This window comes from Pseudomonas sp. TWP3-1 (genome assembly GCF_049896625.1).
Classification (GTDB): domain Bacteria; phylum Pseudomonadota; class Gammaproteobacteria; order Pseudomonadales; family Pseudomonadaceae; genus Aquipseudomonas.
Window position 1 is genome coordinate 12772 of sequence record NZ_JAFCUQ010000031.1, and the last position, 26957, is coordinate 39728.

General features: G+C 61.5%; 15 protein-coding genes. 8 read left to right on the forward strand and 7 right to left on the reverse strand.

Going from position 1 to position 26957, the window contains the following annotated elements; all coding sequences use genetic code 11:
• Positions 1-10 precede the first annotated feature (10 nt).
• Genes ACP7BN_RS26900 through ACP7BN_RS26915 form a run of 4 tightly spaced genes read left to right on the forward strand, consistent with a single transcriptional unit; the run spans position 11 to position 3485 of the window.
• Positions 11-940 (forward strand): metal ABC transporter substrate-binding protein, encoded by a 930-nt coding sequence (locus tag ACP7BN_RS26900; RefSeq protein ID WP_420650534.1) that lies wholly within the window; start codon positions 11-13, stop codon positions 938-940.
• Positions 937-1680 (forward strand): metal ABC transporter ATP-binding protein, encoded by a 744-nt coding sequence (locus ACP7BN_RS26905; RefSeq protein WP_426206831.1) that lies wholly within the window; start codon positions 937-939, stop codon positions 1678-1680. Before ACP7BN_RS26900 ends, ACP7BN_RS26905 begins: the two co-directional genes overlap by 4 nt.
• A complete protein-coding gene (locus ACP7BN_RS26910; protein ID WP_420650532.1) occupies positions 1680-2579 on the forward strand; it encodes a metal ABC transporter permease in 900 nt (299 codons plus the stop codon). Before ACP7BN_RS26905 ends, ACP7BN_RS26910 begins: the two co-directional genes overlap by 1 nt.
• Positions 2580-3485, forward strand: a complete 906-nt coding sequence (locus ACP7BN_RS26915) for a metal ABC transporter substrate-binding protein (protein WP_426206832.1) — start codon at positions 2580-2582, stop codon at positions 3483-3485.
• Between the two features lie 64 nt (positions 3486-3549).
• Here the strand turns inward: ACP7BN_RS26915 and ACP7BN_RS26920 are convergent, their stop codons facing one another.
• The 5 genes from ACP7BN_RS26920 to ACP7BN_RS26940 form a co-directional block, all read right to left on the reverse strand.
• Positions 3550-3774, reverse strand: coding sequence for an MbtH family protein (locus ACP7BN_RS26920; protein WP_426206833.1), 225 nt, complete (start codon positions 3772-3774; stop codon positions 3550-3552).
• An 82-nt stretch (positions 3775-3856) separates the two neighbouring features.
• A complete protein-coding gene (locus ACP7BN_RS26925; protein ID WP_426206834.1) occupies positions 3857-5269 on the reverse strand; it encodes an aspartate aminotransferase family protein in 1413 nt (470 codons plus the stop codon).
• A 141-nt stretch (positions 5270-5410) separates the two neighbouring features.
• Positions 5411-5896: a GNAT family N-acetyltransferase gene (locus ACP7BN_RS26930; protein ID WP_420650528.1), complete on the reverse strand. Its 486-nt coding sequence runs from the start codon at positions 5894-5896 to the stop codon at positions 5411-5413.
• Between the two features lie 124 nt (positions 5897-6020).
• On the reverse strand, positions 6021-7343 hold the full coding sequence (locus ACP7BN_RS26935) for an ATP-binding protein (protein WP_426206835.1): 1323 nt from the start codon (positions 7341-7343) through the stop codon (positions 6021-6023).
• Entirely contained in the window at positions 7343-8023 is a 681-nt protein-coding gene (locus ACP7BN_RS26940; RefSeq protein ID WP_420650526.1) for a response regulator, read from the reverse strand. The genes ACP7BN_RS26935 and ACP7BN_RS26940 overlap by 1 nt, the downstream gene beginning before the upstream one ends.
• A gap of 153 nt (positions 8024-8176) precedes the next feature.
• Here ACP7BN_RS26940 and dsbD point away from each other — a divergent pair, with 153 nt between their 5' ends.
• The 3 genes from dsbD to dsbG are packed head-to-tail and all read left to right on the forward strand — an operon-like array spanning position 8177 to position 11528.
• Positions 8177-9910 (forward strand): protein-disulfide reductase DsbD, encoded by a 1734-nt coding sequence (dsbD, locus tag ACP7BN_RS26945; RefSeq protein WP_426206836.1) that lies wholly within the window; start codon positions 8177-8179, stop codon positions 9908-9910.
• Complete coding sequence (locus ACP7BN_RS26950; protein WP_426206838.1) at positions 9910-10782, forward strand: prolipoprotein diacylglyceryl transferase family protein; 873 nt, start codon at positions 9910-9912, stop codon at positions 10780-10782. Before dsbD ends, ACP7BN_RS26950 begins: the two co-directional genes overlap by 1 nt.
• Complete coding sequence (dsbG, locus tag ACP7BN_RS26955; RefSeq protein WP_426206839.1) at positions 10758-11528, forward strand: thiol:disulfide interchange protein DsbG; 771 nt, start codon at positions 10758-10760, stop codon at positions 11526-11528. Before ACP7BN_RS26950 ends, dsbG begins: the two co-directional genes overlap by 25 nt.
• Positions 11529-11562: 34 nt before the next feature.
• Here dsbG and ACP7BN_RS26960 read toward each other — a convergent pair whose 3' ends face one another.
• Complete coding sequence (locus tag ACP7BN_RS26960) at positions 11563-12600, reverse strand: hypothetical protein (RefSeq protein ID WP_426206840.1); 1038 nt, start codon at positions 12598-12600, stop codon at positions 11563-11565.
• Between the two features lie 292 nt (positions 12601-12892).
• Positions 12893-25891 (reverse strand): non-ribosomal peptide synthetase, encoded by a 12999-nt coding sequence (locus tag ACP7BN_RS26965; RefSeq protein ID WP_426206841.1) that lies wholly within the window; start codon positions 25889-25891, stop codon positions 12893-12895.
• Between the two features lie 369 nt (positions 25892-26260).
• Between ACP7BN_RS26965 and ACP7BN_RS26970 the strand changes: the two genes are divergently transcribed.
• Positions 26261-26815, forward strand: a complete 555-nt coding sequence (locus tag ACP7BN_RS26970) for an RNA polymerase factor sigma-70 (protein WP_426206842.1) — start codon at positions 26261-26263, stop codon at positions 26813-26815.
• Positions 26816-26957 lie beyond the last annotated feature (142 nt).

Below are 26957 nucleotides of genomic sequence, written 5' to 3' on the forward strand. Positions count from 1 at the left end.
CCGCTTGCCCATGTCCAGTTCATTTAAAAGCCGTCCCTTGTTGCGCATGCTCCTGCTCGGCCTGTGCGCCTGCCTGCTCAGCCCGCTGGCCAGCGCCGATCAGGCCAAACGCCTGCGCATCGGCATCACCCTGCATCCTTATTACAGCTACGTCGCGAACATCGTCGGTGACAAGGCCGAAGTCGTGCCACTGATCCCGGCCGGTTTCAACCCGCACGCCTACGAGCCACGCGCCGAAGACATCAAGCGCATCGGCGGTCTCGATGTGATCGTGCTCAACGGCGTCGGCCACGATGACTTCGCCGACCGCATGATCGCCGCCAGCGAAACACCCGACATCAAGACCATCGAAGCCAACGAAAACGTGCCGCTGCTCGCCGCCACCGGGGTTGCTGCCCGCGGCGCCGGCAAAGTGGTCAACCCGCACACGTTCCTGTCGATCAGCGCTTCGATTGCCCAGGTCAACAACATCGCTCGCGAGCTGGGCAAACTCGACCCGGACAACGCCAAGACCTACACGCAGAACGCCCGCGCTTACGGCAAACGCCTGCGGCAGATGCGCGCCGATGCCTTGGCCAAACTGACTCAGGCACCCAACGCCGAACTGCGCGTGGCCACGGTACACGCGGCTTACGATTATCTGCTGCGCGAATTCGGCCTCGAAGTGACCGCCGTGGTGGAACCTGCTCACGGTATCGAGCCGAGCCCGAGTCAGTTGAAGAAGACCATCGATCAACTGCGTGAACTCGACGTGAAAGTGATCTTCTCCGAGATGGATTTCCCCTCGACTTATGTCGAAACCATTCAGCGTGAATCCGGGGTGAAGCTGTATCCGCTGTCGCACATTTCCTACGGCGAATACACCGCCGACAAGTACGAAAAGGAAATGACCGGCAACCTCAACACCGTGGTCCGGGCGATTCAGGAGTCCGGTGCATGACGGCCCAGGAAAACATTGCAGTCAAACACAGCGGCCCGACTCTGGATTTTGCCGATGTCAGCCTGACCCTCGGCCGCACGGTGATTCTCGACAAAGTCACCTTTCAAGTGCAACCCGGCACCGTGCATGCGCTGGTCGGCCCGAATGGCGGCGGCAAGAGTTCGCTGATCAAGACCCTGCTCGGCCAGATGCCGCATCAAGGCCAACTGAACCTGCAATGGCCCGGCGAACCCGGGACCATCGGCTACGTGCCGCAGGCGCTGGAATTCGACCGTGGCTTGCCGATGACCGTCGACGATTTCATGGCGGCGATGTGTCAGCGGCGTCCGGCGTTTCTCGGCCTGAGCAAGCACTACGCCGCCGCCATTGGCGAGGCGCTGGAGCGGGTGGGCATGCAGGACAAGCGCAAACGCCGGATGGGTGCGCTGTCCGGAGGAGAACGTCAGCGCGTATTGCTCGCGCAGGGCTTGATCCCCGCCCCGCAACTGCTGGTGCTGGACGAGCCGATGTCAGCGCTCGACGAAGCCGGGATTCAGGTGTTTGAACGCCTGCTCGGCGACTGGCGCGCGGCGGGCATCACGGTGCTGTGGATCGAGCACGACCTGGAAGCGGTCGGACGTCTCGCCAATCGGGTCACCGGCCTCAATCGCCGGGTACTGTTCGACGCCACGCCACAACAGGCGCTGACCCCGGAACGTTTGCTGACACTGTTCTCGACCCATCCACGGAGCGCTGCCTGATGAGCTACGAAGCCTTTCGTTTGATGATTCAGGGTTGGGCCTCGTCCGGTTACCTGCCGGAAGCGCTGGCCTATGGGTTTGTGGTCAACGCGCTACTTGCCGGTCTGTTGATCGGCCCGGTGCTCGGCGGCCTCGGCACGCTGGTGGTGGTCAAACGCTTCGCATTTTTCTCCGAAGCGGTCGGCCATGCGGCACTGACCGGCGTGGCCATCGGCATTCTGCTCGGCGAACCCTACACCGGGCCTTACGGCAGCCTGTTCGGTTACTGCCTGCTGTTCGGCATTCTGCTCAACTACCTGCGCAACCGCACGGGTCTGGCGCCTGACACATTGATCGGCGTATTCCTCTCGGTGTCGCTGGCGCTAGGTGCGAGTCTGCTGTTGATTCTGGCGGGCAAGATCAACGTACACATTCTGGAAAACGTGCTGTTCGGCTCGGTGCTGACGGTCAATGGCAATGACTTGGCGGTGCTAGCCATCGTCGGCTCGCTGGTGATGGCGCTGGCCCTGCCGCTGTACAACCGCATCATGCTCGCCAGTTTCAACCCGCAACTGGCGGCGGTGCGCGGGGTCGCGGTGAAAACGCTGGATTACCTGTTCGTGATTCTGGTGACGCTGATCACCGTTGCTGCGGTGAAAGTCATCGGTGCGATTCTGGTCGGTGCCCTGCTGGTGATTCCGGCCGCGGCGGCACGCTTGCTGAGCCAGTCACTGAAGGGGTTTTTCTGGTGTTCGGTAGCGATTGCCACGGTGAGCACGCTGTGCGGGATTCTCGCGCCAATCGTGTTTGATCTGCCGATTCCGTCCGGCGCCGCGATCATTCTGGTTGCCGGTATCGGCTTCGCCCTCGCCGCCATTGCCCGGGGCGTGGTCCCCAGCCTGAAAGGGAATCTTGGATAAATGTCTTTTTCATTGCGACAACTGACCCTGGCCATCGCCCTTTGCGGCGTGGCATCCACCACTGCGTTGGCCGCCGAAAGCGCAAAACCGCTGCGAGTATTGGCTTCGCTGCCGATCACTTACGGCCTCGGTGAAGTGCTGCTCAAAGGCACCGACATCAACCTTGAACGCGCGGCGCCAGCGAATCTGCCGGGCAGCCGTCAGACTGCATACTTCACCGGCCGCGGCGCTCCGGCGCTGAGCAAACTGGCGACCGATGCCGACGCCGTGATCGGCGTGCGCTCGTTGTGGGCCGATGATCCGCTGTACCCGATCTCGCGCCGCAGCAACATCCGCATCGTCGAAGTCGACGCCGCGCGCCCGGTCGACGGCGCCCTGCCCGGCATTGCCGTGCAACCGGGGCTGAAGATTGACGGCCTGAACAGCCAGCCGTGGCTGTCGAGCAACAACATGGGACGCATGGCCGATGTGATGGCGGCAGATCTGGTGCGCCTGGCGCCGACGTCCAAACCGCAAATCGAGGCCAATCTGGCGGCGCTGAAACAGCGTCTGCTGAAACTCAGTGCCGACAGCGAGGCGCGTCTGGCCAAAGCCGACAATCTGAGTGTGCTGAGCCTGAGCGATCATTTCGGCTATCTGATCGGCAGCCTCAATCTGGAACTGATCGGCGAGGATGCGCGGGCAGATGCGGAGTGGACGCCAGAGGATTTGAAAAAGCTCACGGCGACACTCAAAGACAATGACGTGGCGCTGGTGCTGCATCATCGCCAGCCTTCAGACGCCGTGAAAGCGGCAATTACCGAGTCCGGCAGTGAGTTGCTGGTGTTGAGCACTGATGCGGCAGACCCGGTGGCGGAACTCGAAGGCAATGTCGATTTGCTGCTCAAGGGTTTGAAAGGGGCATAAAGTCCAGCTGTAAAAAAACCCGCTGACCGTCACCGGTTCAGCGGGTTTTTTATTGTCCGGCGAATTACTGTGCCGCAGCCTGCGCTTCCATCTTCTGACGCAAACTCAGCGGACGCATGTCAGTCCAGACTTCTTCGATGTAGGCCAGGCATTCCTTCTTCATGCCGCTCTTGCCCACGGTGCGCCAGCCCTCTGGCACAGCCTTGTAATCCGGCCAGATCGAGTACTGCTCTTCGTGGTTGACCACGACCTGAAAGAGGATGTCCTCGCGGTCGAATACTGACGTCATGCTGTGTCTCCATCGCTGTAAGGTGGGCTGCACGAGGGGTGCAGCCGGGTATGTAGAAGGAACGTTCGGCGCGCTGAAAAATTTACACGGCGGCGGTCGCGGCGACCAAGGCACGGCCGAAGATTTCGGCCACCCGGTCGATTTCAGCGGCGGTGATCACCAGCGGCGGCAGAAAGCGCACCACGGCGCCATGGCGACCGCCCAGCTCTAGAATCAAGCCACGCTTGAGGCATTCGCGCTGTATCAGTGGTGCGAGACGTGCAAAGGCTGGCGGATGACCCAGCGCGTCCTTGGCACCGTTCGGGTCGACCAGTTCGACACCTAGCATTAGCCCGCGGCCGCGAATGTCACCCAGTTGCGGGAAGTCCCGTTGCAGGATGCGCAGGTGTTCGCTCAACCGATCGCCCATGGCCAGCGCGTGCTCGCAAACCTTGTGCTCAACCAGATAACGCATCACTGCGGAACCGGCAGCCATCGCCATCTGATTGCCACGGAACGTACCGGCGTGCGCGCCCGGCTGCCAGGTGTCGAGCCAGTCGCGATAAACCACTACCGCCAGCGGCAGGCTGCCGCCGATGGCTTTCGACAGCACCACGACATCCGGAATGATGTCGGCGTGTTCGAAGGCAAACATCTTGCCGGTCCGCGCAAAGCCGCTCTGAATTTCATCGACGATCAGCGCCACGCCAGCCTGCTCGGTAATGCGGCGCAGACCGCGCAGCCACTCGATATCGGCAGGAATCACGCCGCCCTCGCCCTGCACCGCTTCGACGATCACTGCTGCGGGCAATTGCACGCCGGCCTCGGGATCGTTCAGCAGGTTTTCCAAATAGCTCAGGTTGGCTTTCACCCCGGCAGCGCCACCAATGCCGAACGGGCAGCGGTAGTCGTAAGGGAACGGCATAAACTGCACGCCGCTGCTGAGCAACGCGCCCAGCGGTTTTTTCGGCCCCAGGCTGCCCATCAGGCTTAACGCGCCTTGGCTCATGCCGTGATAACCACCGGAGAACGACAGCACCGTGCTGCGCCCGGTGGCAGTGCGCACCAGTTTCAGCGCAGCTTCCACGGCGTCAGTACCGGTCGGGCCGCAGAACTGGATTTTTGCCTCAGCCGCCAAGGCTGGCGGCAGCAGACCGAACAAGTCCTGCACGAACTGATCCTTGACCGGTGTAGTCAGGTCGAGGGTATGCAGTGGCAGCTCATCGGCCAGCACCTGCTGAATCGCTTCGATCACCACCGGGTGGTTGTGTCCCAGCGCCAGCGTGCCAGCACCGGCCAGGCAATCGATGAACGTACGACCTTCGACGTCTTCGACGTACAAGCCCTTGGCACGCTTGAGCGCCAGCGGGATGCGTCGCGGATAACTGCGCGCGTTGGATTCCTGCTGGCTCTGCCGAGCGAGCAGTGGCGATTCGTTGAACTGATACAAGATTTCCGCTGGCGCAGGGCTGATCCGCGCCGACGACTGTTCGATAAGGCTGGTGGCGACTGACATCTCTCGACCCCTCTATACGCTATGGGTAGTGACCAAAACGGCACACTGCACAGGTGCGCGTTCCGGTCGGGGCGCACATGCAGGTTTTCCTGTTCTGGAAACGCACCAGCGGGTCGAGGATTTACACCCTTGATCGAGATGTCAGGTCGATTGCTCCAAAGGTTTGTACATGGGAAGGCTATGAACGCCTTGCTGGAAAACCGCTGAGGCGGTTTCGCGGTATCCCAGACGCCGATAAAACGCTTCGCCGGTGCGCGTGCTTTTGAGTCTGGAATGCGCCATGCCACGGATTCGCAGCCAGCCTTCAAGATCTGACATCAGCGCCCGTCCGACTCCGCGGCGAAACCACTCCGGCTGCACGTGGCAGAACATGACAGCACCATTGGCGGCAGCCATGCCGACGCCGACCGGCTTGTCATGCAGCAGCGCGAGATTCAGATAAAGGTGCGGATCGGCAAGCCAGACGCTGATGTGTTCGGTCGATTGCTGGCGTATCCAGCTCTCGACGACGCGGGGGTCATTGCGGTGATCGAGTGCGCAACCGACGCGGATCGAGCGCTCGACGATGCGACTGATGATGCCCGCATCGGCGGGTGTCGCGGGCTGAATGTAGACGGCTGCTTCCATGGCGCTGTTTCCTCAATCCATTGAGTCAAATGGCTGCGCCGAAGATAACGGCGCAGCGCGCGGATGGCTAATGGAGAGAGGTTACATTTGATGTGCCGGCCATTGGCGAAGGCCGGCGCTGGACTCAGACCGGCTGCAACGGCATCGTCAGTTCAACCCGCAAGCCATCCGGGCGGCTGTCGAAATGCAGGGTGCAGGCGCAACGCTGGACGATCGCTTGGACAATCGCCAGCCCCAGACCGCAACCGGTGCTCTGACCATTGCGCCAGAAGCGCTGAGTCAGATGCTGCAAATCGTCCGCCGCAATCCCCGGCCCGTGATCACGCACCAGAAAGCGCACGCGGTTGCCGGTGGTTTCCAGACTCAGCTCCACCGCACCTTCCGCCGGGGTATGGCGCAAGGCGTTGTCGAGCAAATTGCGCAGCGCGGCAATCGACAGCACTGCGGGCATTTGCAGCGGCGCGCTGGATAAAACCTCGGGCAGGTGCAGCTTGATGCGTTGCCGCTCGCCGCTGGCCGAGTCCTGAATTGCCAGCCGCGCCACTTGCTCGGCGCTGCACTGCACGCCGTCATCGAATGAAAGACTGCCCTCGACCCGCGCCAGCAACAGCAATTGCTCAAGCGTGCGATGCAGACGGTCGGCGCCCTCTTCGGCCCGCGCCAATGACTGATCGCGAGCGCTGCCCTCGGTCATGCGCGCGACCTGCAGGTGGGTCTTGATCGCCGTCAGCGGGCTGCGCAATTCATGCGCGGCGTCGCCGGTCAGTCGGCGTTCGCGCTCAATGGTTTTGCCGATGCGCTGGAACAGTTGATTCTGGGTGTCGAGCAACGGTTTCAGTTCGCTGGGAAACGCCTGCAACTGCAGTGGTTCGAGCGAATCGGCATTGCGCCGCATCAAGGCTTCGCGCAGTCGATTGAGCGGCGCCAAGCCTTGGCCGATCCCCAGCCACAGCAGACACAAGCAACCGAGCAACGCCACGCCGACCGGCACCGACGCCGCCAGCAGAATCGACATGTTCAGCGCTTCGCGCTCGATCACCCGATCCGCTGTGGTGATGCGCACATCACCGCGCGCCAGAGTAAAACTGCGCCACGGCGCGCCGTCGATCATCTGGTCGTGGAAGCCCATTTTCTCGGCTTCCAGCGTTTCCTCGGGGTTGTTGTGGCTGCGGGCGAGAATTTCCCCGCGCAACGAGCTGACCTGACAGGCCATACCGCCGGGAATGTTCAATTGTTCGGCACTGAAATGCGTGCCCTCGCCCTTGCTCGGCAAGGTTGGCAGCTGCTCGAGCAGCCCGGCCACCATGCGCGCCGAGGCCACCAGGCGCTGGTCGAGGGAGAACATCATCTGATTGCGCAGATCACTGAGCATCCAGGCCGCCGCAAGCGCCCAGATCAGCGCAAACGCGGCGCCGAGGGTCAGACTCAGACGAAGACGCAGACTCATCACTTCGGTGGTTCTCCGCCATCCGCCGGGCCGAGGCGATACCCCAGACCACGCACGGTTTCAACGATGCCTTTGCCGAGTTTGCTGCGCAGGTGATGAATGTGCACGTTGAGCGCGTTGCTCTCCAGTTCGTCGTTGAAACCGTAGACGCTGTCCTTCAACTGCTCGGTGGACAGCACTCGGCCACGGTTATGCAGCAAGGCTTGCAACAGCGACTGCTCACGGCGCGACAGATCTATCGAGCGCCCGGCGAGCATGGTTTCGCGGCTGCTCGGGTCATAAGTCAGCGCGCCATGTTCGATCAGATTGACGCTGCGCCCGGCCACTCGTCGCAATAGCGTTTGCAAACGGGCGAACAGTTCACGCAGGTCGAAGGGTTTGAGCAGGTAATCATCAGCACCCGACTGCAAGCCGTCGACGCGGTCGGTGACCGAATCGCGCGCGGTGAGGATCAGCACCGGAATCTCCAGGCCGTGCTGGCGCAGTTGCTGCAACAGCTTGAGGCCGTCCTCGTCGGGCAAACCGAGGTCGAGTACCATCACGTCGAATTCAGCGACCTTGAGGATCGCCCGCGCCTTCGAGGCAGTGTTAACGTGCTCGACAGTCAGGCCTTGCGCCGTCAGACCGGCAACGATGCCACTGGCGATCAACTCATCGTCTTCGCAAACCAGTACGTGCATGGTGAGTCCCGTATAAAAACGCTGATTAGGCCGCTGGCCGATTAAGCCGACATTATGCCCCGAACACCGCACCGACAAGGGCGTCACGGTTAATCCACGGTTAATCGCCGCCGCACATTGTGCACCTCAATTGCACAGGGACAAGGCTCCTCCATGCGTCATTTATTTCTATTGTTTGCACTGTTGATCTCGGGTCTGACCCAGGCAGGGAATGATCCGTTTGCGGCAAAACCGGACTTTTTGCCGGTGGACAAGGCGTTCGTCCTGACCTCCGAGCGTCTGGAGTCCGGCGAGACCCAGCTGTTCTGGCAGATCGCCGACGGCTATTACCTGTATCAGAAACGCCTGAAATTCGATGGACTCGCCGCAGAGCATGCGCCAGTGCTGCCCGCGGGCGAATCCCACAGTGATGAATTCTTCGGCGAACAACCGGTGTATCGCCAAGGCCTGGAGCTGAAGATTCCGGCAGGCGCCAGCGGCCAGATCAAGGTCGGTTATCAAGGCTGCGCCGATGCCGGCCTGTGCTATCCGCCGCAAACCCGCGTGATTGATCTCGGCGGCAAAGCGACTGCAACGAGCGGCGCTGAAGCACCCGATCAAGCGCTGGCGAGCAATCTGCAACAGCGCTCGCTGGGCTGGAGCCTGCTGGTGTTCTTCGGCCTCGGTCTGTTGCTGGCGTTCACCCCCTGCACGTTGCCGATGCTGCCGATCCTCGCAGGTATGGTTGTCGGCAGCGGCGCTACCCCGCGTCGCGGTTTCGCGCTGGCCAGCAGTTATGTGATTTGCATGGCGCTGGTCTACGCGGCAATGGGTGTGATTGCGGCGATGCTTGGGGCCAACCTTCAGGCGTGGTTGCAGAACCCGTGGCTGCTGGGTTCGTTCGCGGCGGTGTTCGTGATTCTGGCGCTGCCGATGTTCGGCTTCTTTGAGTTGCAATTGCCGGTGGCGCTGCGTGATCGGCTGGAACACGCCTCGCGCAGTCGCAGTGGCGGCAGTTTGATCGGTGCCGGTGTGCTGGGCGCGTTGTCCGGTTTGCTGGTCGGGCCGTGCATGACCGCGCCGCTGGCCGGTGCGCTGCTGTATATCGCGCAAAGCGGCAACGCCGTGCACGGTGGGTTGATTCTGTTTGCACTGGGCATCGGCATCGGTGTGCCGCTGCTCTTGCTGGTCACCGTTGGTAATCGTTTCCTGCCCAAACCCGGCGCATGGATGAACCTGCTCAAAGGCGTGTTCGGTTTCCTGTTCCTTGCCACCGCGGTGCTGATGTTACGCCCGGTGCTCGATCCGAGTTTGTGGCTCGGCCTGTGCGGCGCGCTGCTGTTGATCGCAGCCTACTGCGCCTGGAAACAGGCCGAAGGTTTCGGCCGCGTCGCGCAGATGTTTGGCGCCCTCTCGCTGCTGCTTGGCTTGTGGGGCAGTTTGCTGGTGATCGGTGCGGCGGGCGGCAGTGACGATCCGTATCAGCCATTGCAGGTATACAGCGCTGGCCGCAGCGCCAACGCGGCACCGAGCGGCCATGAAGCGTTCACCACGATCAAAGAACCCGCCGCCCTGCAACGCGAACTCGACGCGGCCAAGGCGCAGGGTCAGTGGGTGTTGCTCGACTACTACGCCGACTGGTGCGTGTCGTGCAAGGTCATGGAAAAACAGGTATTCGGTCAGGCGCGGGTCATGCAGGCGCTGAGCGATGTGCGTCTGCTGCGCCTCGACGTCACCGCCGACAACGCTGCCAGCCGCGAGCTGCTCGGCCGTTACAAAGTGCCGGGGCCACCGAGTTTCGTGTGGATCGGCACCGACGGTGAAGAGCGCCGCAGCCAGCGCATCACCGGCGAAGTCGATGCCGACACTTTCCTGCAACGCTGGACCACCACTCGGGACGCCCGTTAATGCTGACGTTCACCCTCGGCACCTTTGCCATCGCGCTCAATCATCTGCTGCTGATCAGTGCGTTGGCGCTGGCGACTTTCGTCGGCTGGCGGGTGGCCAAGCGTGGGGGCGACAACCCCGAGTCGGCGCTGTTCAGTCTGTTTCTGATCGGCATGCTCGCGGCGCGCGTTGCGTTTGTCGCGCTGTACTGGGGGCATTATCGCAGCGATCCGTGGCAGATCATCGACCTGCGCGATGGCGGTTTCCTCGCCTGGCCGGGCGTGATCGTGCTGCTGCTGGTGGCGCTGTATCGCGGCTGGCGCCGACCCGGATTGCGCCGCCCATTGGGTTTTGGCGTGGTCAGTGGCGTGGCGTTCTGGCTGCTCGCGACCTTGTCACTGAACATCTACGAACAAGGCACACGTCTTCCGGACATCAGCCTGCGCAATGCCGCCGGGGAAACCATAAAACTCAGCGACTATCAGGGCGGCCCGTTGGTGATCAACCTGTGGGCGACCTGGTGCCCGCCGTGCCGCCGGGAAATGCCAGTGCTGGAGAACGCACAACTGCAACGCCCGGACCTGACCTTCCTGTTCGTCAATCAGGCCGAGAGCATGCAAAGCGTCGCGACCTATCTCGAAACCCAGGGCCTGAGCCTGAGCAACGTGCTGTTTGATCGCGGCGGTCATCTCGGTCAAGCCGTGGGTTCCATGGCATTGCCGACTACGCTGTTCTATAGCCCTGACGGTCGCTTGCTGTCGAGCCATCTGGGCGAACTGTCGAACGCCAGCCTGGCGCGCGCACTGGAAAATTTTGATACCCCGGCCGCCAATCCGAATCCGGCCACCTCTTCTTCAAGGAAACTGCCATGCCCCGCTTCCGCCACCTGCTGACGCTGTCCCTCGGCGCTGCTCTGCTGCACTTGCCGGCGGTGCAGGCCGCTGAAGAACTGCCAGAAGCAATCAAGAAGATCGAAGCCAAAGGCGCAAAAATCGTCGGCCAGTTCGACGCCCCGGACGGTCTGCGCGGCTATGCGGCGCAATATCAGAATCGCGGCATGGCGCTGTACCTGACGCCGGACGGCAAGCATGTGCTGCTGGGCAATCTGTACGACGCCGACGGCAAGGACTTGAGCAGCGAACCGCTGCAAAAACTCGTCTACGCGCCGATGGCCAAGGAAGTCTGGGCCAAGTTCGAGGCGAGCAACTGGATTCAGGACGGCAACAAGGATGCACCGCGCACGGTGTACCTGTTCAGTGATCCGAACTGCCCGTACTGCAACATGTTCTGGGAGCAGGCGCGGCCATGGGTCAAGTCCGGCAAGGTGCAACTGCGCCACATCATGGTCGGTATCATCCGCGAAGACAGCCCGGCCAAATCCGCCGCCCTGCTGGCCGCCAAGGACCCGAGCAAAGCCCTCGAAGATCACGAGAAGGCCGGCAAGGCCAGTACGCTGAAAGCATTGAAAGAGATTCCGGTCGCCGTGCAGACCAAACTCGCGGCGAACATGCAGTTGATGGAAGACCTCGACCTGCAAGCCACCCCGGCGATCTTCTACATGGACGACAAAGGCGAACTGCAACAACAGCAAGGCGCGCCGACGGCGGAGAAACTGGCCAAGATTCTTGGGCCGAAATAATCTGCCGCTGCTCCCGCACTATGTGCGGGAGCAATCACCACTGACAAGGTTCGCACCGACCAATGATGTCTTCCAGGTCGTCTGTCACGCCTTGCTCTGTCAGAAACTCCGTCACCTCATCGCTCCACGCACGATCTGAAGCGATGCCCGCCCATGTATGAGTTCCCGCCCAGTGGTAGGGCCGATCATCAAAGGTGTGAATCAACGCCTGATTAAAAGTTCGTACATCGAAATCAGGGTTTTTTGCGCTTTGCAGCATTAACGAACTCAGCACGCGTTGTTGCGCACTGCCACACAGTCTGACCTCTCTCGCCTCAGTTGAACTCAAAACAATAAATGTCGGTTGGATGCACTCGGTGATTGCAGACTGCAACCGGTAGTGCCCGTCGATAATCACGTACGAACACATTCCGCCGACATACCACAGCAGGATTGGCGGCAAGCTGCCTTCTCTGGCTTTTTTGCGCCACCACTTCATCCGCCCCGCCAATGGATCGACCGTATGCAACCCGATCAGTTGTCCCAAACTCCAGTCGAGCCACTTAACTTTTTCTGGCTGCAAGTTGTCGAGAATCCCGTCGCCATGCAGCGACCAAGTGGGCAAATGACTGGAAGCGTCCTGCGGCGTGGAAAAATACCAGGCGCTCACACCCTCTCCACGTTTTCTGCGCGCAGGGGTAGGCAGCATGGGGCGTGCCACCCAGTGACCGGGATACAGAAAGTCCGGCTGGTGCTCCGTCAAGCGCTTGATGAAGTATCGGCTCCAGACTTTGATGCGCTGTTCGGGAGGTAATTGGAGATGGCGTTCGACGTCTGCCGAATCGATGGCGGGCACCGTAGGCATTTCCGATTGTATGAGCTGAGGGTTGCGCACCAGCCACGCACCGTAATACGAAGTGGCAATAGTTGCCCACAGCAACGGCGTATCGTTAAGCATCAACTTCAGCCGATCATTGTTCCCGCTAAGCAGATGAAGCGCAGGCTTGCCCTGCCTCGGGCGATTGACATCAATGCTCAGTCCCGCCCAATGCCCCGCAAGGTCTTCAAGATCACGCCAGAAAAATTGTTCCACATCAGTCCCTTGATAAGTGCCCAAACTTCCGGATTTGGCAACCCGGATTGTTTGCTTCGCTGTATGGCCACAGCCAGCAGGCGCGACTATACCAAAGCGGTAAATACCAACGTTGCATCGGCTGCCGTGAGGGTGCGATGGCTTCACGGTGACGGGGCTGACGCCATCGCGGGCAAGTCGAATCGTCGCACCGCCGCTCCCACAGTTTCTGCGGTGAACACAAATGTTGTGTACGCCATTGATCCTGTGGGAGCTGGCTTGCCAGCGATGAGGCCAGCATAGGCGCTGAAGATTACAGACCCTCCAGCTCTGCCATCAGATCATTCAGGCGATCCACCTTGTCCTCGGTGATGTCACTCGCCGCCAACCCTTCGATGTATTCCGCCAGTTCCGCCACCGTGCTGCATTCGAACATCGCTCGCAGTGGCACGTCGCGGTGCAGGGTTTTCTGTACCCGCGAGGCGATCTGCGTCGCCAGCAATGAATGTCCACCCAGCTCGAAGAAGTTGTCGCGCACACCCACCTTGTCGACCTTGAGCACCTCGGCCCAGATCTCGGCCAGGGTTTGCTCCAGTTCGTTACGTGGAGCCAGGTAATCCTGGCTCTGCAACTGGCCGATCTCTAGCGCTGGCAACGCTTTACGGTCGAGTTTTCCGTTGGCATTGAGCGGCATCCGCTCGAGCCACAACCAGTGCAGCGGCACCATGTATTCCGGCAGCTCAGTGCGCAGGCGCTGTTTGATGCGCTCCAGTCGTTCGCTTTGATTGAGTGCCGAGTCGGATGCAACCAGATAGCCTACCAAGTGTTTGCCATTGACACCTTCCTGCACGCCGACCGCCGCATCGCGGACTTCCGGTTGTTCGTGCAGACGCGCTTCGATTTCTCCGAGTTCGATGCGGTAACCGCGAATCTTCACCTGATGATCGACCCGGCCAACATACTCCAGCACGCCATCGCTGCGACGTCGCGCCAGGTCGCCGGTGCGATACAGACGCTCGCCCGGCGCGCCGAACGGATTCGGCACGAACACCGGCGCAGTGCGCAGCGGGTCGCTGACATAACCGCGCCCAACCCCGGTCCCGGCCACACACAATTCGCCCACGGCACCCAACGGCACCAACTCCAGCGCACCATCGAGCAGGTAGAGCAAATTATTGTCGGTGGGCGTACCAATCGGCAGATAGCTGCCGCGCGTCGATTGCATATCCACGCGGAAGAACGCCACGTCATCCGAGCATTCCGCCGGGCCGTAAGCGTTGACCAGGCCAATTTCTGGATAACGCAGCAGCCATTGGTGCGCCAGTTCAGGCGGCATCGCTTCACCGGTCGGCAGCATCCAGCGCAAGCCATCGAGGCTCAGACGCTCGGAGGCGAGCATGCCCTGAATCAGCGAAGGCACGCTTTCCAGCACAGTGATGCCCTGCTGCTGCACATGCACCAGCAAGCCTTGGGGATCGTGGGCGATGGTGTTCGGCACGATGTCCACTCGCGCACCGAACAGCGGCGCGGCGAGGAACTGCCAGACCGAAATATCGAAGCTTTGCGAAGCGGTCTGCGCGATCACGTCAGCCTCGCTCAAGTTCAGATACGGCACCTTGCTCAATTGGTTGTTGAGCATGCCGCGCTGTTCAACCATCACGCCTTTCGGCAATCCGGTAGAACCCGAGGTGTAGATCACGTAAGCGAGGTTGTCCGGCCCGCTATAGATGCCAGGGTTTTCAGACGCGGCCACGCCAGCCTGAACCTCCTCCCACACCAGCAACCTTGGACGATTGGAACAGCCGAACTCATCCAGCAACGCCAGCGCCTGCTCACGGCAAGCCTCGCTGCACACTAGAATCGGCGTGCGGCTCATGTCGATGATCCGATGCAGACGCGAACCCGGCAGCCCTGGATCCAGCGGCAGATAACCCGCCCCAGCCTTGAAGCTGCCGATGATCATGCCCAGCAGATCGAGGTTACGCTCAGCCAGCAGCGCCACCGGTTGATCCATCTGCACGCCGGCCGCAACCAGTGCATGGCCGAGACGGTTGGCGCGCTGGTTCAGCGTTTCATAGCTTTGCTGTTGAGCAAGGCAACTCGCGGCAATGCGCTGTGGATGCGCCGCCACTTGTGCTTCAAACAACTCGACGTAGCTTTGCTCCAGTGGATAGTCGTGCGCACTCTGGTTGCAACCGTGCAGCAGGAAATCCTGCTCTTCACAACCCAGCAGCGGCAGATCGGCCATGTCGCCATGGAAGCCGTCGACCAGCGCCAGCAGCAAACGCTTGAACTCGCCGAGCATGCGCTCGATGGTCGATTCGTCGAAGTAACGCTGGTCGTAAGACAGGTGCAAGCCGAGGTCATCGCCCGGATAGCAGACCGCCGTCAGCGGGAAGTTAGTGTGCGTACGCCCCGAATCCGAGGTCGCATTAAGGCTCTGCGCGCGATCCAGCACCGAGACTTCAACCGGGGCGTTCTCGAACACGAACAGGCTGTCGAACAGCGGCTGGCCTTTGGGCAGTTCGCTCTGTTCCTGAATGTTCACCAGCGGCAGGTATTCGTACTCGCGCAGTTGCATGTTGCTGTCGAGCAGACCACTGAGCCACTCACGTACGCTGGAGCGCTGATCGTCCTCAGGCATCTGCACCCGCAGTGCGATGCTGTTGATGAACAGGCCGACGGTGCGCTGCATCTCGGGCATTTCCACCGGGCGTCCGGCCACGGTCACGCCGAACAACACGTCGCGATCCCCGCTCAAGCGCCGCAGCACCAGTGCCCACGCCGCTTGGGCGAAGGTATTGATGGTCAGTTGATGCGCCTGGGCCAATTCGCGCAGGCGAGCGCCGTCCTCGACATTCAGTCGGGTGTAGCGGTCGCCGACGACCATGCCGCCGCTTTCACCGGCGTGCTCGCGCAGGAATGGACGGTCGCTCGGGATCGGCGTGGTGCGCTCGAAACCTCGCAGGTTCTGCTGCCACCACTGCCGCGCTTCGGCGAGGTTCTGGCGTTGCAGCCAACCGATGTAGTCGCGGTAGCGTGGCGGCACCGACAGTTGCGCTTCACGACCTTCACCCAGTGCGCTGTAGATCTCGAAGAAGTCGTTCATCAGCAGCGAACGGCACCAGGCATCGATCAGGATGTGGTGGTTGCTCATCATGAACCAGTAACGCGCTGCGCCGACCTTGATCAGGCGCAGGTGGAACGGTGCCTGATTGAGCAGATCGAACCCGGCTTCGCGCTCGGCCTTGAGCAGCGCTTGCAGCTTCGGCTCCTGCTCGGCGTCGGCGATGGCGGTCCAGTCGAGATACTCGATCGGCGTGCGCCCCGGCGTGTGAATCACTTGCAGCATGTCTTCGCCGACGTTCCAGCAGAACGAGGCGCGCAACGCTTCGTGACGGGCGATCACCGCTTGCCAGGCCTGGGCAAAACGCTGCGGGTCGAGTTCGCTGTTTATGCGGTAGCGATCCTGCATGTAGTACAGACCGGTGCCCGGTTCGAGCAGGGTGTGCAACAGCATGCCTTCCTGCATCGGCGTCAGCGGATACACGTCTTCGATATGCGCGGCCGGAACCGGCAAGGCATCAAGTTGCGCCTGAGTCAGCCTGGCCAGCGGGAAGTCCGAAGGTGTCAAACCACCCGCCTCATCTTGCAGGCAATGTTCGATCAGGCTCTGCAACTCACCGACGTAAGCATCGGCCAGATCATTGATGGTCTGCGCGTCGTAACGCTCGGCGCTGAAGGTCCAGCGCAGCAGCAGTTGCCCACCGTAAACCTGACTGTCGACGCTCAATTCGTTAGGCAATGGCGCCTGCGGATCGTGTGCCGCGCCGACTGCTTCATCCAGCGGACGGAACAGCGCATCGCTGCCAAAACTTTGGTCGAACTGGCCGAGGTAGTTGAAGGTGATCGGCGCATGCGGTAGCGCCTGCATGCTGCGTTGGCTGAGGTCATCCGCCAGATAACGCAGCACGCCATAACCCAGACCTTTGTGCGGTACGGCGCGCAGCTGCTCCTTGATCGCCTTGATCGAAGCACCCTGCCCGGCGCCTTCTTCAATGTTGTGCGGGGTCAGGCGCAACGGGTAGGCGCTGGTGAACCAGCCGACGGTGCGGGTCAGGTCGATCTCGTCGAACAGGGTTTCGCGGCCGTGGCCTTCCAGTTGAATCAGTGCAGATGGCTGACCGCTCCAGCGGCACAGCACCCGGGCCAATGCAGTCAGCAACAAGTCGTTGACCTGCGTGCGGTAAGCGCTCGGTGCCTGTTGCAGCAGTTGTCTGGTGCGCTCGGCATCCAGACGCACGCTGACGGTTTGCGCGTGACGATTCTGTTGCCCGCCCTGCGGATTTTCGCAAGGCAGATCAGCGTTCGACCCGGCCAGTTGCGTTTGCCACCAATTGAGTTCTTCGCGCAGGGATTCGCTGCCAGCGTAGGCCTGCAAGCGCGCCGTCCAGTCTTTGAAGGCACTGGTTTTCGCCGGCAGTTTCACCGATTGCTCGCTGTCGAGTTGGCGATACACGGTTTGCAAATCGTCGAGCAAAACCCGCCACGACACACCGTCAACCACCAAGTGATGGATGGCGATAAACAGCTGTTGCTGCCCTTCAGGACCATCGACCAGCAAGGCGCGCACCAGTGGGCCTTGTGCAAGATCGAGGCTGCGCTGGGCATCGGCGAACAGTGCAGCGCACTTGTCCATCGACGGCACGCGCACCTGCCACAACACAGGCGCATCGGACACCGTTTGATGCGCCGCTTGCCACTCGCCATCAACCTCGGTGAAACGCAGGCGCAAGGCGTCATGTTGCTCGATCACCGCCAACAGCGCTTGCTCCAGACGATGCGGTTCCAGCGCCACCGTCGGCTCCAGTAGCAAGGCCTGGTTCCAGTGCTGACGCTCGGGAATCTCGGTCTCGAAGAACCAGTGCTGAATCGGCGTAAGAGCCGATTCACCTGTAACCAAACCCTGCTCGGCAGTCACGCTTTCACTACGGCTGGCAACAGCAGCCAGGGTCTGCACGGTCTGATGCTGGAACAGATCACGCGGGCTGAAATGAATACCCTGCTGGCGCGCACGGCTGACCACTTGAATCGACAAAATCGAGTCGCCGCCGAGTTCGAAGAAGTTGTCGTTGAGGCCGACTTGCTGGACGTTGAGCACGTCGCACCAGATCTGCGCCAGGGTCTGTTCGAGTTCGTTGCTCGGCGCCACGTAATCCTGGCGATTGAGCTCAGGATCCGGCGCCGGCAAGGCACGGCGGTCGAGTTTGCCGTTGGCGGTCAGCGGCATGCTCGTCAACAGAATCAGGTGCGTCGGCACCATGTAATCCGGCAGTTGCGCCTTGAGATGAGACTTGAGTGCGTCGCGCAGCTCGGCTTGTTTGGCCTCGTTCCGTTCGGAAACTTCGGTGACCAGGTAGCCGACCAGTTGCTTGCCGCTTGGCGCGTCCAGTGCCAGGACTACAGCTTCGCGGACCGATGCGTGATCAAGCAGGCGAGTTTCGATTTCACCCAGCTCGATGCGGAAACCACGGATCTTCACCTGATGATCGATGCGTCCCAGATATTCCACCAGACCATCGGCGCGCTGGCGCACCAGGTCGCCGGTGCGATACATGCGTCCGCCATCAGCGGCAAACGGATCAGCGACGAAACGTTCGGCAGTGATGCCGGCGCGGTCGTGATAACCCTGGGCCAGACCGGCGCCGCCGACGAACAATTCACCCGTCGCGCCTTGCGGCACCAACGCCAGATCGGCGTCGAGAATGTAGGCCACGCGAGCACCGATCACGCTGCCGATCGGCACGCTGCCCGCGCCCTCTTCCAGCACTTCCGGCGCCAGACTGGCGAGAGGCATGACCACCGTTTCAGTCGGGCCGTAGGCGTTGAAGAACAGGCTTGGTTTGAATGCCGCACGAATCCGTTGCAGGTGCTCGCCGGTCAGCGCTTCGCCGCCGGTGATGATCATGCGCACCGGCAGAATCTCGTTTTTGGTCGCCAGCCATTGCGCCAACTGGCTGCCGTAGCTTGGGGTGAAGCCGAGAACGTTGATTTGATGATCGCGGATCAAACCGCAGATTTCTTCAGCATCCCACTGACCCTGCGCGCGCAACACAACCTGCGCGCCGCTGAGCAGCGGCACCAGCAAACGCTCGGTGGCGGCGTCGAAGTTGATCGAATAGAAGTGCAATTCGCAATCGTCCGGGCGCATGCCGAAGCGCTCGATCACCGCACGGCAGTGCATGGCGATTTCACCGTGGGAAACCACCACGCCTTTCGGCTTGCCGGTCGAGCCCGAGGTGTAAATAAGGTAGGCCTGATGTTGCGGCAGGCTGATCAATGGCAGTTCGGTTGCCGGGTAATCGGCCAGCGCCGCGCTGTCATCTTCCAGGCACCAGCGCGCCACGCTCGGCGGCAGATCACCGAGAGCTTTGAACATCGCGCGGTCGCTGAGCAGCAGACCGATGCGGCTGTCTTCGATCATGTAATGCAGACGGTCGAGCGGGTATTCCGGATCCAGCGGCACATAGGCGCCACCGGCCTTGAGAATCGCCAGCAGGCCGACAACCATTTCCAGCGAACGCTCCAGAGCCAGACCCACGCGCACTTGCGGGCCAACGCCGCGCTCACGCAGTGCCCAGGCCAGCCGATTGGCGCGGGCGTCGAGTTCGGCGTAGCTCAGTGTTTGTCCGGCGAAAGTCAGGGCCGGCGCGTCTTTGCGCAGCAATGCCTGCTCGGCGAACAGGTGATGAATGCACTGATCGAGACGCTGCTCGCCCGGCTCGACGCCAAGGCTTTCCAGCAGTTGCTGTTGCTCCGATGCATCGAGCAACGGCAATTCGCTGAGGCGCTGCTGCGGATCGGAGATCAGCGCTTCGAGCAGATTGCGCCAATGTCTGGCCATGCGCGCAATGGTCGGCTCGTCGAACAGATCGGTGCTGTACGTCAGGCAGCAACCGAGGCGATGGTCGAGGTCGGTGACTTCCAGATTGAGATCGAATTTGGTCGCCCGCGCATCGTTGGCCAGGTACTCAACGGTCATGCCGGCAAGCATGCGGCTCTGCTGGAATTCCCAGCGCTGCACGTTGCACATCACCTGGAACAGCGGGTTGTAAGCGGCGCTACGCGCAGGCTGCAAGGCCTCGACCAAATGGTCGAACGGCAGATCCTGATGCGACTGACCTTCGATCACTGTGTGGCGCACTTGCTCAAACAACGCGCCGACCGACATCTGACCGTCGAGCTGGCAACGCAGCACCTGAGTGTTGAGGAATGCACCGATCAGCCCTTCACTTTCCGGGCGAATGCGGTTGGCTACCGGCGCGCCGATGCGCAGATCGGTCTGACCGCTGTAGCGGTAAAGCAGCACGGACAGTGCGGCGGTCATGGTCATGAACAACGTCAGACCGTTTTGCGCATTGAACGCGCGGACGCGGGCGGCGAGTTCATCGCTCAGATCGAAACGGAACAGTTCACCCTGATGGCTTTGCACGGGCGGACGTGGACGGTCGCCGGGCAATTCCAGCAGCGGATGTTCGCGACCGAGTTGCGCAGTCCAGTAATCGAGCTGACGCTGACGCTCGCCGGACTCCAGCCAGTTGCGCTGCCACACGCTGTAATCGAGGTATTGCACCGGCAGCGGTTCGAGCGGCGATTCGCGGTCATCGACAAATGCTTCGTATAACGCGCTGAGTTCGCGGGCAAAAATGTCCATCGCCCAGCCTTCAGTGACGATGTGGTGCAAGGTCAGGACGAAGTAGTGCTCTTGCTCGGCGGTCTTCACCAGACAGGCGCGCAGCAACGGACCAGTTTCCAGATCGAACGGCAGGTGCGCTTCGGCGTCGGCCAGTTGCTGGACTTTCTGCTCTCGCACATCAGCGCCGAGGCTGGAGAAATCCTTCCAGTCCATGCGCACGCCAGTCTCGGCGTGTACGTGCTGACGGGCCACGCCGTCGACACTCGGGAATGTAGTGCGCAGGGTTTCGTGACGCAGGATCAGCGCTTGCAACGCCGCTTCGAAACGCCCGACATCCATCACCCCGCGCAAACGCGCCATGCCACCGACGTTGTACGCCGGGCTGTCCGGCTCCATCTGCCAGAGGAACCACATGCGTTGCTGCGAATAGGACAGCGGCACCGGTTGGCTGCGGTCGACCTTGTCGATAGGTGGCTGTTTGTTGGTGCGACCGCTGGCCTGAATCAGACGGATCTGCTCGGCGAAGTCGCCCAGTTCACTGTGCTCGAACAACGCACGCAACGGCAGCTCGACGTCGCAGGCCTGACGGGTGCGCGAGATGATTTGCGTGGCCAGCAGTGAGTGACCGCCGAGGGCGAAGAAATCGTCGCGCAGGCCAACTTGCGTCAGGCCCAGCACTTGGCGCCAGATCGCGGCGATCTGTCGCTCAAGCTCGGTGACCGGCTCGACGTGCTCGCGCACCTGCCATTGCGGCTCGGGCAAGGCGCGACGGTCGAGTTTGCCGCTTGGGCTGAGGGGCATTTCTTCCAGACGCATCAGCTGCGCCGGGACCATGTATTCCGGCAACTCGGCAGCGAGTGCGGTTTTCAGGCGTGCGATTTGTGCGTCCTGATCTGCGCTGGCATCGGTCGCGGTGAAGTAACCGATCAGTTGCGCGCCGGCAGCCGTTTCGCGCACCAGCACCACGGCTTGTGCAACGCCATCCTGCGCCAACAGACGCGCTTCGATTTCTTCCGGCTCGACGCGGAAGCCGCGCAGTTTGACCTGCTGATCGAGACGGCCGAGGTATTCGATCACGCCATCGTTGGTCCAGCGTGCACGGTCGCCGGTGCGATACAAGCGCGCGCCGTGCTCACCGAGTGGATCGACCACGAAACGTTCGGCGGTCAGCGCAGGGCGACCCAGATATCCACGGGCCAGACCGATACCGCTGATGCACAGCTCACCCGGCACCCCCGCCGGCACTGGATTGAGGTCGCTGTCGAGTACACGGCAGATAACGTTGCCCAGTGGCCGGCCAATCGGCGAACGCTCGCCATCGGCAGTCGTGCAGTGCCAGTGGGTGACGTTGATCGCGGTTTCGGTCGGACCATAACGGTTGTGCAATTGCACCGCCGGCAGTTGCGCCAACACGCGGTTGCGCAGCTCTGCCGGCAACGCTTCACCACCGGAGAACACCCGGCGCAGGCTGGTGCATTCGGCGCTCAAAGGTTCGTCGATGAACAGCGCGAGCAGCGGCGGCACGAAGTGCAGCGTGGTCACGCCGTACTGCTGAACCAGCTGCGCGATGCGATGCGGATCGCGGTGTTCGCCGGGACCAGCGATCAGCAGGCGTGCGCCAGTGATCAGTGGCCAGAAGCATTCCCACACCGACACGTCGAAACTGATCGGCGCCTTCTGCATCAGCACGTCGCTTTCGTCGAGGCGATAAGTGGTCTGCATCCATTGCAGGCGTTCGGCCAATGCCGCGTGAGTATTGCCAACGCCTTTCGGTTGGCCGGTGGAGCCGGAGGTGTAAATCACATACGCGAGGTTGTCGCCGTGCAAGTGCAGGCCTGGCGCCTGAGTCGGCCAGTTCTCCAGGTGCAAAGTGTCCATGGCGATGACGCTGACGCCATCACTGGCCGGTAGACGATCGAGTAACGAAGTCTGGGTCAGGAGCAATTCGACGCCGCTGTCGCTGAGCATGTAGGCCAGACGTTCGGCCGGGTAATCCGGATCGAGCGGCACGTAGGCGCCACCCGCCTTGATGATCGCCAGCAAGCCGATCAGCAATTGCGGCGAGCGCTCGGCGGCAATCGCCACGCACACATCCGGGCCGACGCCTTTGTCGCGCAGGTAATGCGCGAGACGGTTGGCCTGGGCGTGCAGTTCAGCGAAATCGAGGCTGCCGCCGTCCCACACCAGCGCAGTGCGTTCCGGGGTTTGGCGTACTTGTTGGTTGAGCAGTTCCGGCAGCCATTGTTGCGCGGCTGTGCACGGCGCGATGCTCCAGTTTTTTTGCTGCTCGTGTTCGGTGGCGGCTAACAGTTGCAGGTCGCCAATGGCTTGTTGTGGTCGCTGGCAAACCTCGCGCAACAGGTTGCTGAAATGCTCGGCCAGACGCGCGATGGTCGCGGCGTCGAACAGTTCGTCGGCGTAGTCGAACGACAGCGTCAGGCGACCATTCCGGTCTTCTTCGCTGTGCAGTTGCAGGTCGAACTTGGCTTCGCGGCTGTGCCACGGCAGTTCTTCGGCGAGCAGTCCCGGCAGACGTTTCAGCGCGCTCAAGTCGCGTTGCTGATGGTTGAACATGACCTGAAACAGACCCTGCTCACGAGCCTGCGGGAAGGCTTCGAGCAGTTGTTCAAACGGCAGATCCTGATGCGCCTGCGCACCGAGTGCGGCTTGACGCGTCTGCGCCAGCAATTCGTTGAACGGCAGACGCGAATCGACTTCGGCGCGCAGCACTTGGGTGTTGATGAAGAAGCCGATCAGCCCTTGGGTTTCCAGGCGCGGACGGTTGGCATTGGGCACGCCGATGCGGATATCGCGCTGACCGCTGTAGCGATGCAGCAGGCTTTGAAATGCCGAGAGCAACAGCATGAATGGCGTGGCTTCGTGCGCCTGTGCAGTCTGGCGAATTGCTTGGCTGAGGCTTACATCCAGTCGCACAGTATGTCGCGCGGCACTGTGTTTTTGCCTGGCCGAACGCGGATGATCGATGGCCAGCTCCAGCGTCGGATGCTCTTCACCCAACTGCGCTTTCCAGTACGCGAGTTGCCGCTCGCCCTCGCCTTGCGCCAGCCATTGGCGCTGCCAACTGCCATAGTCGGCGTATTGCGTTGGCAGCGGCGCCAGCTCGGCGCGCTGGCCTTGCGAGGCGGCGGCGTACAGGCGCGAGAACTCGTCGATCAACACATTCAGCGACCAGCCGTCAGCGATGATGTGGTGCATCGTCACCAACAGTTGGTGATCTTCATCGTCGAGGCGGATCAGCGTTACCCATAGCAGCGGGCCTTTCTCCAGATCGAACCGGGTACGCGCTGCGTCTTCACGGATCTGTTGCGCGCGGGATTCACGTTCAGTGGTTGGCAGGTCGCTGATGTCGATCACTTGCAGATTGAATTCGCCAGCAGCAGCAATCTGTTGCAGGGCCACGCCATCACGTTCGAAGAAACGTGTGCGCAGCGATTCGTGGCGTTCGATCAGTTGCTCGAAGCTTGCGCGCAAGGCGTCTTCGTCGAGTTCGCCGCGCAAACGCAGGGCACCGGGAATGTTGTAGGCGCTGCTGTGCGGGTCAAGTTGCCAGGTGATCCACAGACGGTTTTGCGCCAGCGATTGCGGCAGTGCTTCGTTGCGCCCTAATGTGCTGATCTGGCCTTGGGCGCTGCCGCCGTCCTGTTGCTGACGGGCAACTGCTGCGGCGAACGCGGACAGCGTCGGCGCTTCGAACAGCAGGCGCAGGTTCAGCTCAAGACCGAGCTCTTCGCGCACCTTGGCGATCACTTGTGTTGCGGCAATCGAGTTGCCGCCGAGCAGGAAGAAGTGATCGTCAGCAGCGACTTGTTTGACGTTAAGTTGCTCGGCCCAGATCGTGCCGATCAGGGTTTCGAGTTCGCCGGCAGAGGCTGTCGAGTCGACGTGTTCAACTTCGTTCGACGGGAACACCGCGTAGCTGTCGAGGCTACCGTCAGCCAGACGATTGCGGCACGCCGAACGTTGCAGTTTGCCGCTGGAGGTCTTCGGCAGCGCACCCGGATTGAGCAACACCACCACGCTCGGCGCTTCTTGATACGCCTCGGCCACGGCTTGACGGATGGCTTTGATCAGCGCTTCGGGCGGGAGGATTTTCTGCACACTGCGGCTGATCTCTGCGGCGATGCCGATGCCTTCCTCACCATTCTGATTGACCGCGAACGCCGCGACGCGGCCCTTGCGCACCACCTCGACTTCATTCTCGACCGTTTTTTCGATGTCCTGCGGATACAGGTTGTGTCCGCGCACGATCAGCATGTCTTTCAGGCGACCGGTGATGAACAGTTCGCCGTCACGCATGAAGCCCAAGTCGCCGGTGCGCAGCCAGGTACGGCCGGCGTGCTCGACGAAGGTTTTGGCGCTGGCTTCGGGGTTGCGCCAGTAACCGAGCGCGATGCTCGGGCCGCTGGCCCAGACTTCGCCGACGGCATTGTCAGCAAGTTCTTGCAGCGTGTTAGGTTCGACGATCAGCACCGCGTGCTCGGGCTGGCTGATGCCGCAACTCATGATCGGGCTGCCCGCGCCCGGCTCGGCGCGGTTTTGCGCCAGCGCCTGATCATCGACGCGCAAGTTCGGAATGCCCTTGCCGCGCGGGGTACCGGCCACGAACAGCGTGGCTTCGGCCAGACCGTACGAGGCCATGAAACTGCTGTCGCTGAATCCGCTGGCGGCGAACTTCTCGGCGAAGCGCTCAAGCGTATCCAGACGAATCGGCTCGGAGCCGGAATAGGCCACGCGCCAGCGACTCAGATCGAGTCGTTCCAGCGCCGATTCGCTGACCCGTTCGCTGCACAGACGGTAAGCAAAATCCGGCCCGCCGCTGATGGTGCCGCCGTATTGGCTGATCGCTTCCAGCCAGCGCAACGGCCGGCCGAGGAAGTACGCCGGCGACATCAGAATGCACGGCACGCCGCTGAAGATCGGTTGCAGCAGACCGCCGATCAGGCCCATGTCGTGATACAGCGGCAGCCAGCTGACGATCACGTCATCCGGATTGACGTCGATGCCGAAACCGTGGCGGATCAGCAGCTCGTTTGCGACCAGATTGCCGTGGCTGACTTGCACGCCTTTGGGCAGCGCGGTGGAGCCTGAGGTGTATTGCAGGAACGCGATGTGATCCTGCTGCAAAGTCGGTTCGACCCAGCGTTCGGCCAGTGCGCTGTCGAGGGTATCGACGCACAACAGCGGCGGCGCGCCTTCGATCTGCTGCAAGGCGTCGCGCAGGTCGGCGCTGGTCAGCAGCAGTCGTGGCTCGGCGTCGGCAATGATCGACAGCAGACGCTCCTGATGGTGACGTTTGGTCGACTCCGGCGGATAGGCCGGCACCGCGATTACGCCCGCGTACAGGCAACCGAAGAACGCCGCGACGTAGTCCGGACCGCTGGGAAACAGCAACACCGCGCGATCACCGAATTCGGCCTCGGCCTGCAACGCGGCGGCAATGCTGCGCGCACGTTGATCGAGTTCGCGGTAACTGAGCACCACAGCCTGCTCTGCGCTTTCAGCCAAGAAGCGCAAGGCCAGCCGATCCGGCGTCAGGGCCGCGCGGCGCTGGAGGGCTTGGACCAGAGTGCTGGGGAGTTCGAACGCGTCGGTCATGAGGTTTCCTGCCTGAATTCGGCTTGCTGGTGGAATCGGGGTTCGCTGCGTCGCGCCCTTTCAAAGGGCGTGCAGGGCGCGGTCTACGCCGACCGCGCAAGGCACTGGAATGCTGTATGGCCGGGGTTTGCGCCCGAAACCATTCACCAATGAGAACGGATGACGTCTTGAAATAATTAGTCGGCAGGCTGGATCGCCAATGGGGCTGGGGTGCGGCAGTGCGTCGCAGTTCTCAAACCGCACCGATTCAGAGCATTACTTCTCTTTCTCATTTGACAATCATTATCATTCAACATAATTTGTCGCTCGATGTGTAGGACGGCCGCCCCCGAGGCCTCCCACAAACCTATTGGCAGCAAGGTGATTTCCATGACGGAACAAGTATCCACAAGCAGGTGCGATTCACCGCTACTTCAGGCATTCGTCGACAATCGACTGATTCTGGTCAAGATCGCAGCGCGTATTACCGGCTGCCGCTCACGTGCCGAAGACGTGGTGCAGGATGCGTTTTTCCGGTTGCAATCGGCGCCGCCGATCACCTCGTCGATCAAGGCGCAATTGAGTTATCTGTTCCAGATCGTGCGCAACCTCGCCATCGATCACTACCGCAAACAGGCGCTGGAGATGAAGTATTCCGGCCCTGAAGAGGAAGGCCTGAACGTGGTCATTCAAGGTGCTTCGCCGGAAACTTCGCACATCAACTTCTCGACCCTGGAACACATCGCCGACGCGCTCACCGAGCTGCCGAGCCGCACCCGTTACGCGTTCGAGATGTATCGCCTGCACGGTGTGCCGCAGAAAGACATCGCCAAGGAACTTGGCGTTTCGCCGACCCTGGTCAACTTCATGATCCGCGATGCGCTGGTGCACTGCCGCAAGGTGTCGGGCAGTCGTGGGGATGCGGTGGTTGCAGGTCGTCGGTAGATCCGGAATTTGCTGCGCTGCCAATCGCTAGCAGGCTAGCTTGTATGCTTGGTACTTGAAGGGAGGAGGAGGGACTAGGCTGGCTTCTGACTGTTGACGCAGTACAGATCCGTGGGAGATTTCGCCCCTCCTCCTTTCACCC

Coding starts and splice junctions, on each gene's coding strand:
- ACP7BN_RS26900 (WP_420650534.1), top strand. CDS start 11: ATGTCCAGTTCATTTAAAAGCCGTCCCTTGTTGCGCATGCTCCTGCTC.
- ACP7BN_RS26905 (WP_426206831.1), top strand. CDS start 937: ATGACGGCCCAGGAAAACATTGCAGTCAAACACAGCGGCCCGACTCTG.
- ACP7BN_RS26910 (WP_420650532.1), top strand. CDS start 1,680: ATGAGCTACGAAGCCTTTCGTTTGATGATTCAGGGTTGGGCCTCGTCC.
- ACP7BN_RS26915 (WP_426206832.1), top strand. CDS start 2,580: ATGTCTTTTTCATTGCGACAACTGACCCTGGCCATCGCCCTTTGCGGC.
- ACP7BN_RS26920 (WP_426206833.1), bottom strand. CDS start 3,774: ATGACGTCAGTATTCGACCGCGAGGACATCCTCTTTCAGGTCGTGGTC.
- ACP7BN_RS26925 (WP_426206834.1), bottom strand. CDS start 5,269: ATGTCAGTCGCCACCAGCCTTATCGAACAGTCGTCGGCGCGGATCAGC.
- ACP7BN_RS26930 (WP_420650528.1), bottom strand. CDS start 5,896: ATGGAAGCAGCCGTCTACATTCAGCCCGCGACACCCGCCGATGCGGGC.
- ACP7BN_RS26935 (WP_426206835.1), bottom strand. CDS start 7,343: ATGAGTCTGCGTCTTCGTCTGAGTCTGACCCTCGGCGCCGCGTTTGCG.
- ACP7BN_RS26940 (WP_420650526.1), bottom strand. CDS start 8,023: ATGCACGTACTGGTTTGCGAAGACGATGAGTTGATCGCCAGTGGCATC.
- dsbD (WP_426206836.1), top strand. CDS start 8,177: ATGCGTCATTTATTTCTATTGTTTGCACTGTTGATCTCGGGTCTGACC.
- ACP7BN_RS26950 (WP_426206838.1), top strand. CDS start 9,910: ATGCTGACGTTCACCCTCGGCACCTTTGCCATCGCGCTCAATCATCTG.
- dsbG (WP_426206839.1), top strand. CDS start 10,758: ATGCCCCGCTTCCGCCACCTGCTGACGCTGTCCCTCGGCGCTGCTCTG.
- ACP7BN_RS26965 (WP_426206841.1), bottom strand. CDS start 25,891: ATGACCGACGCGTTCGAACTCCCCAGCACTCTGGTCCAAGCCCTCCAG.
- ACP7BN_RS26970 (WP_426206842.1), top strand. CDS start 26,261: ATGACGGAACAAGTATCCACAAGCAGGTGCGATTCACCGCTACTTCAG.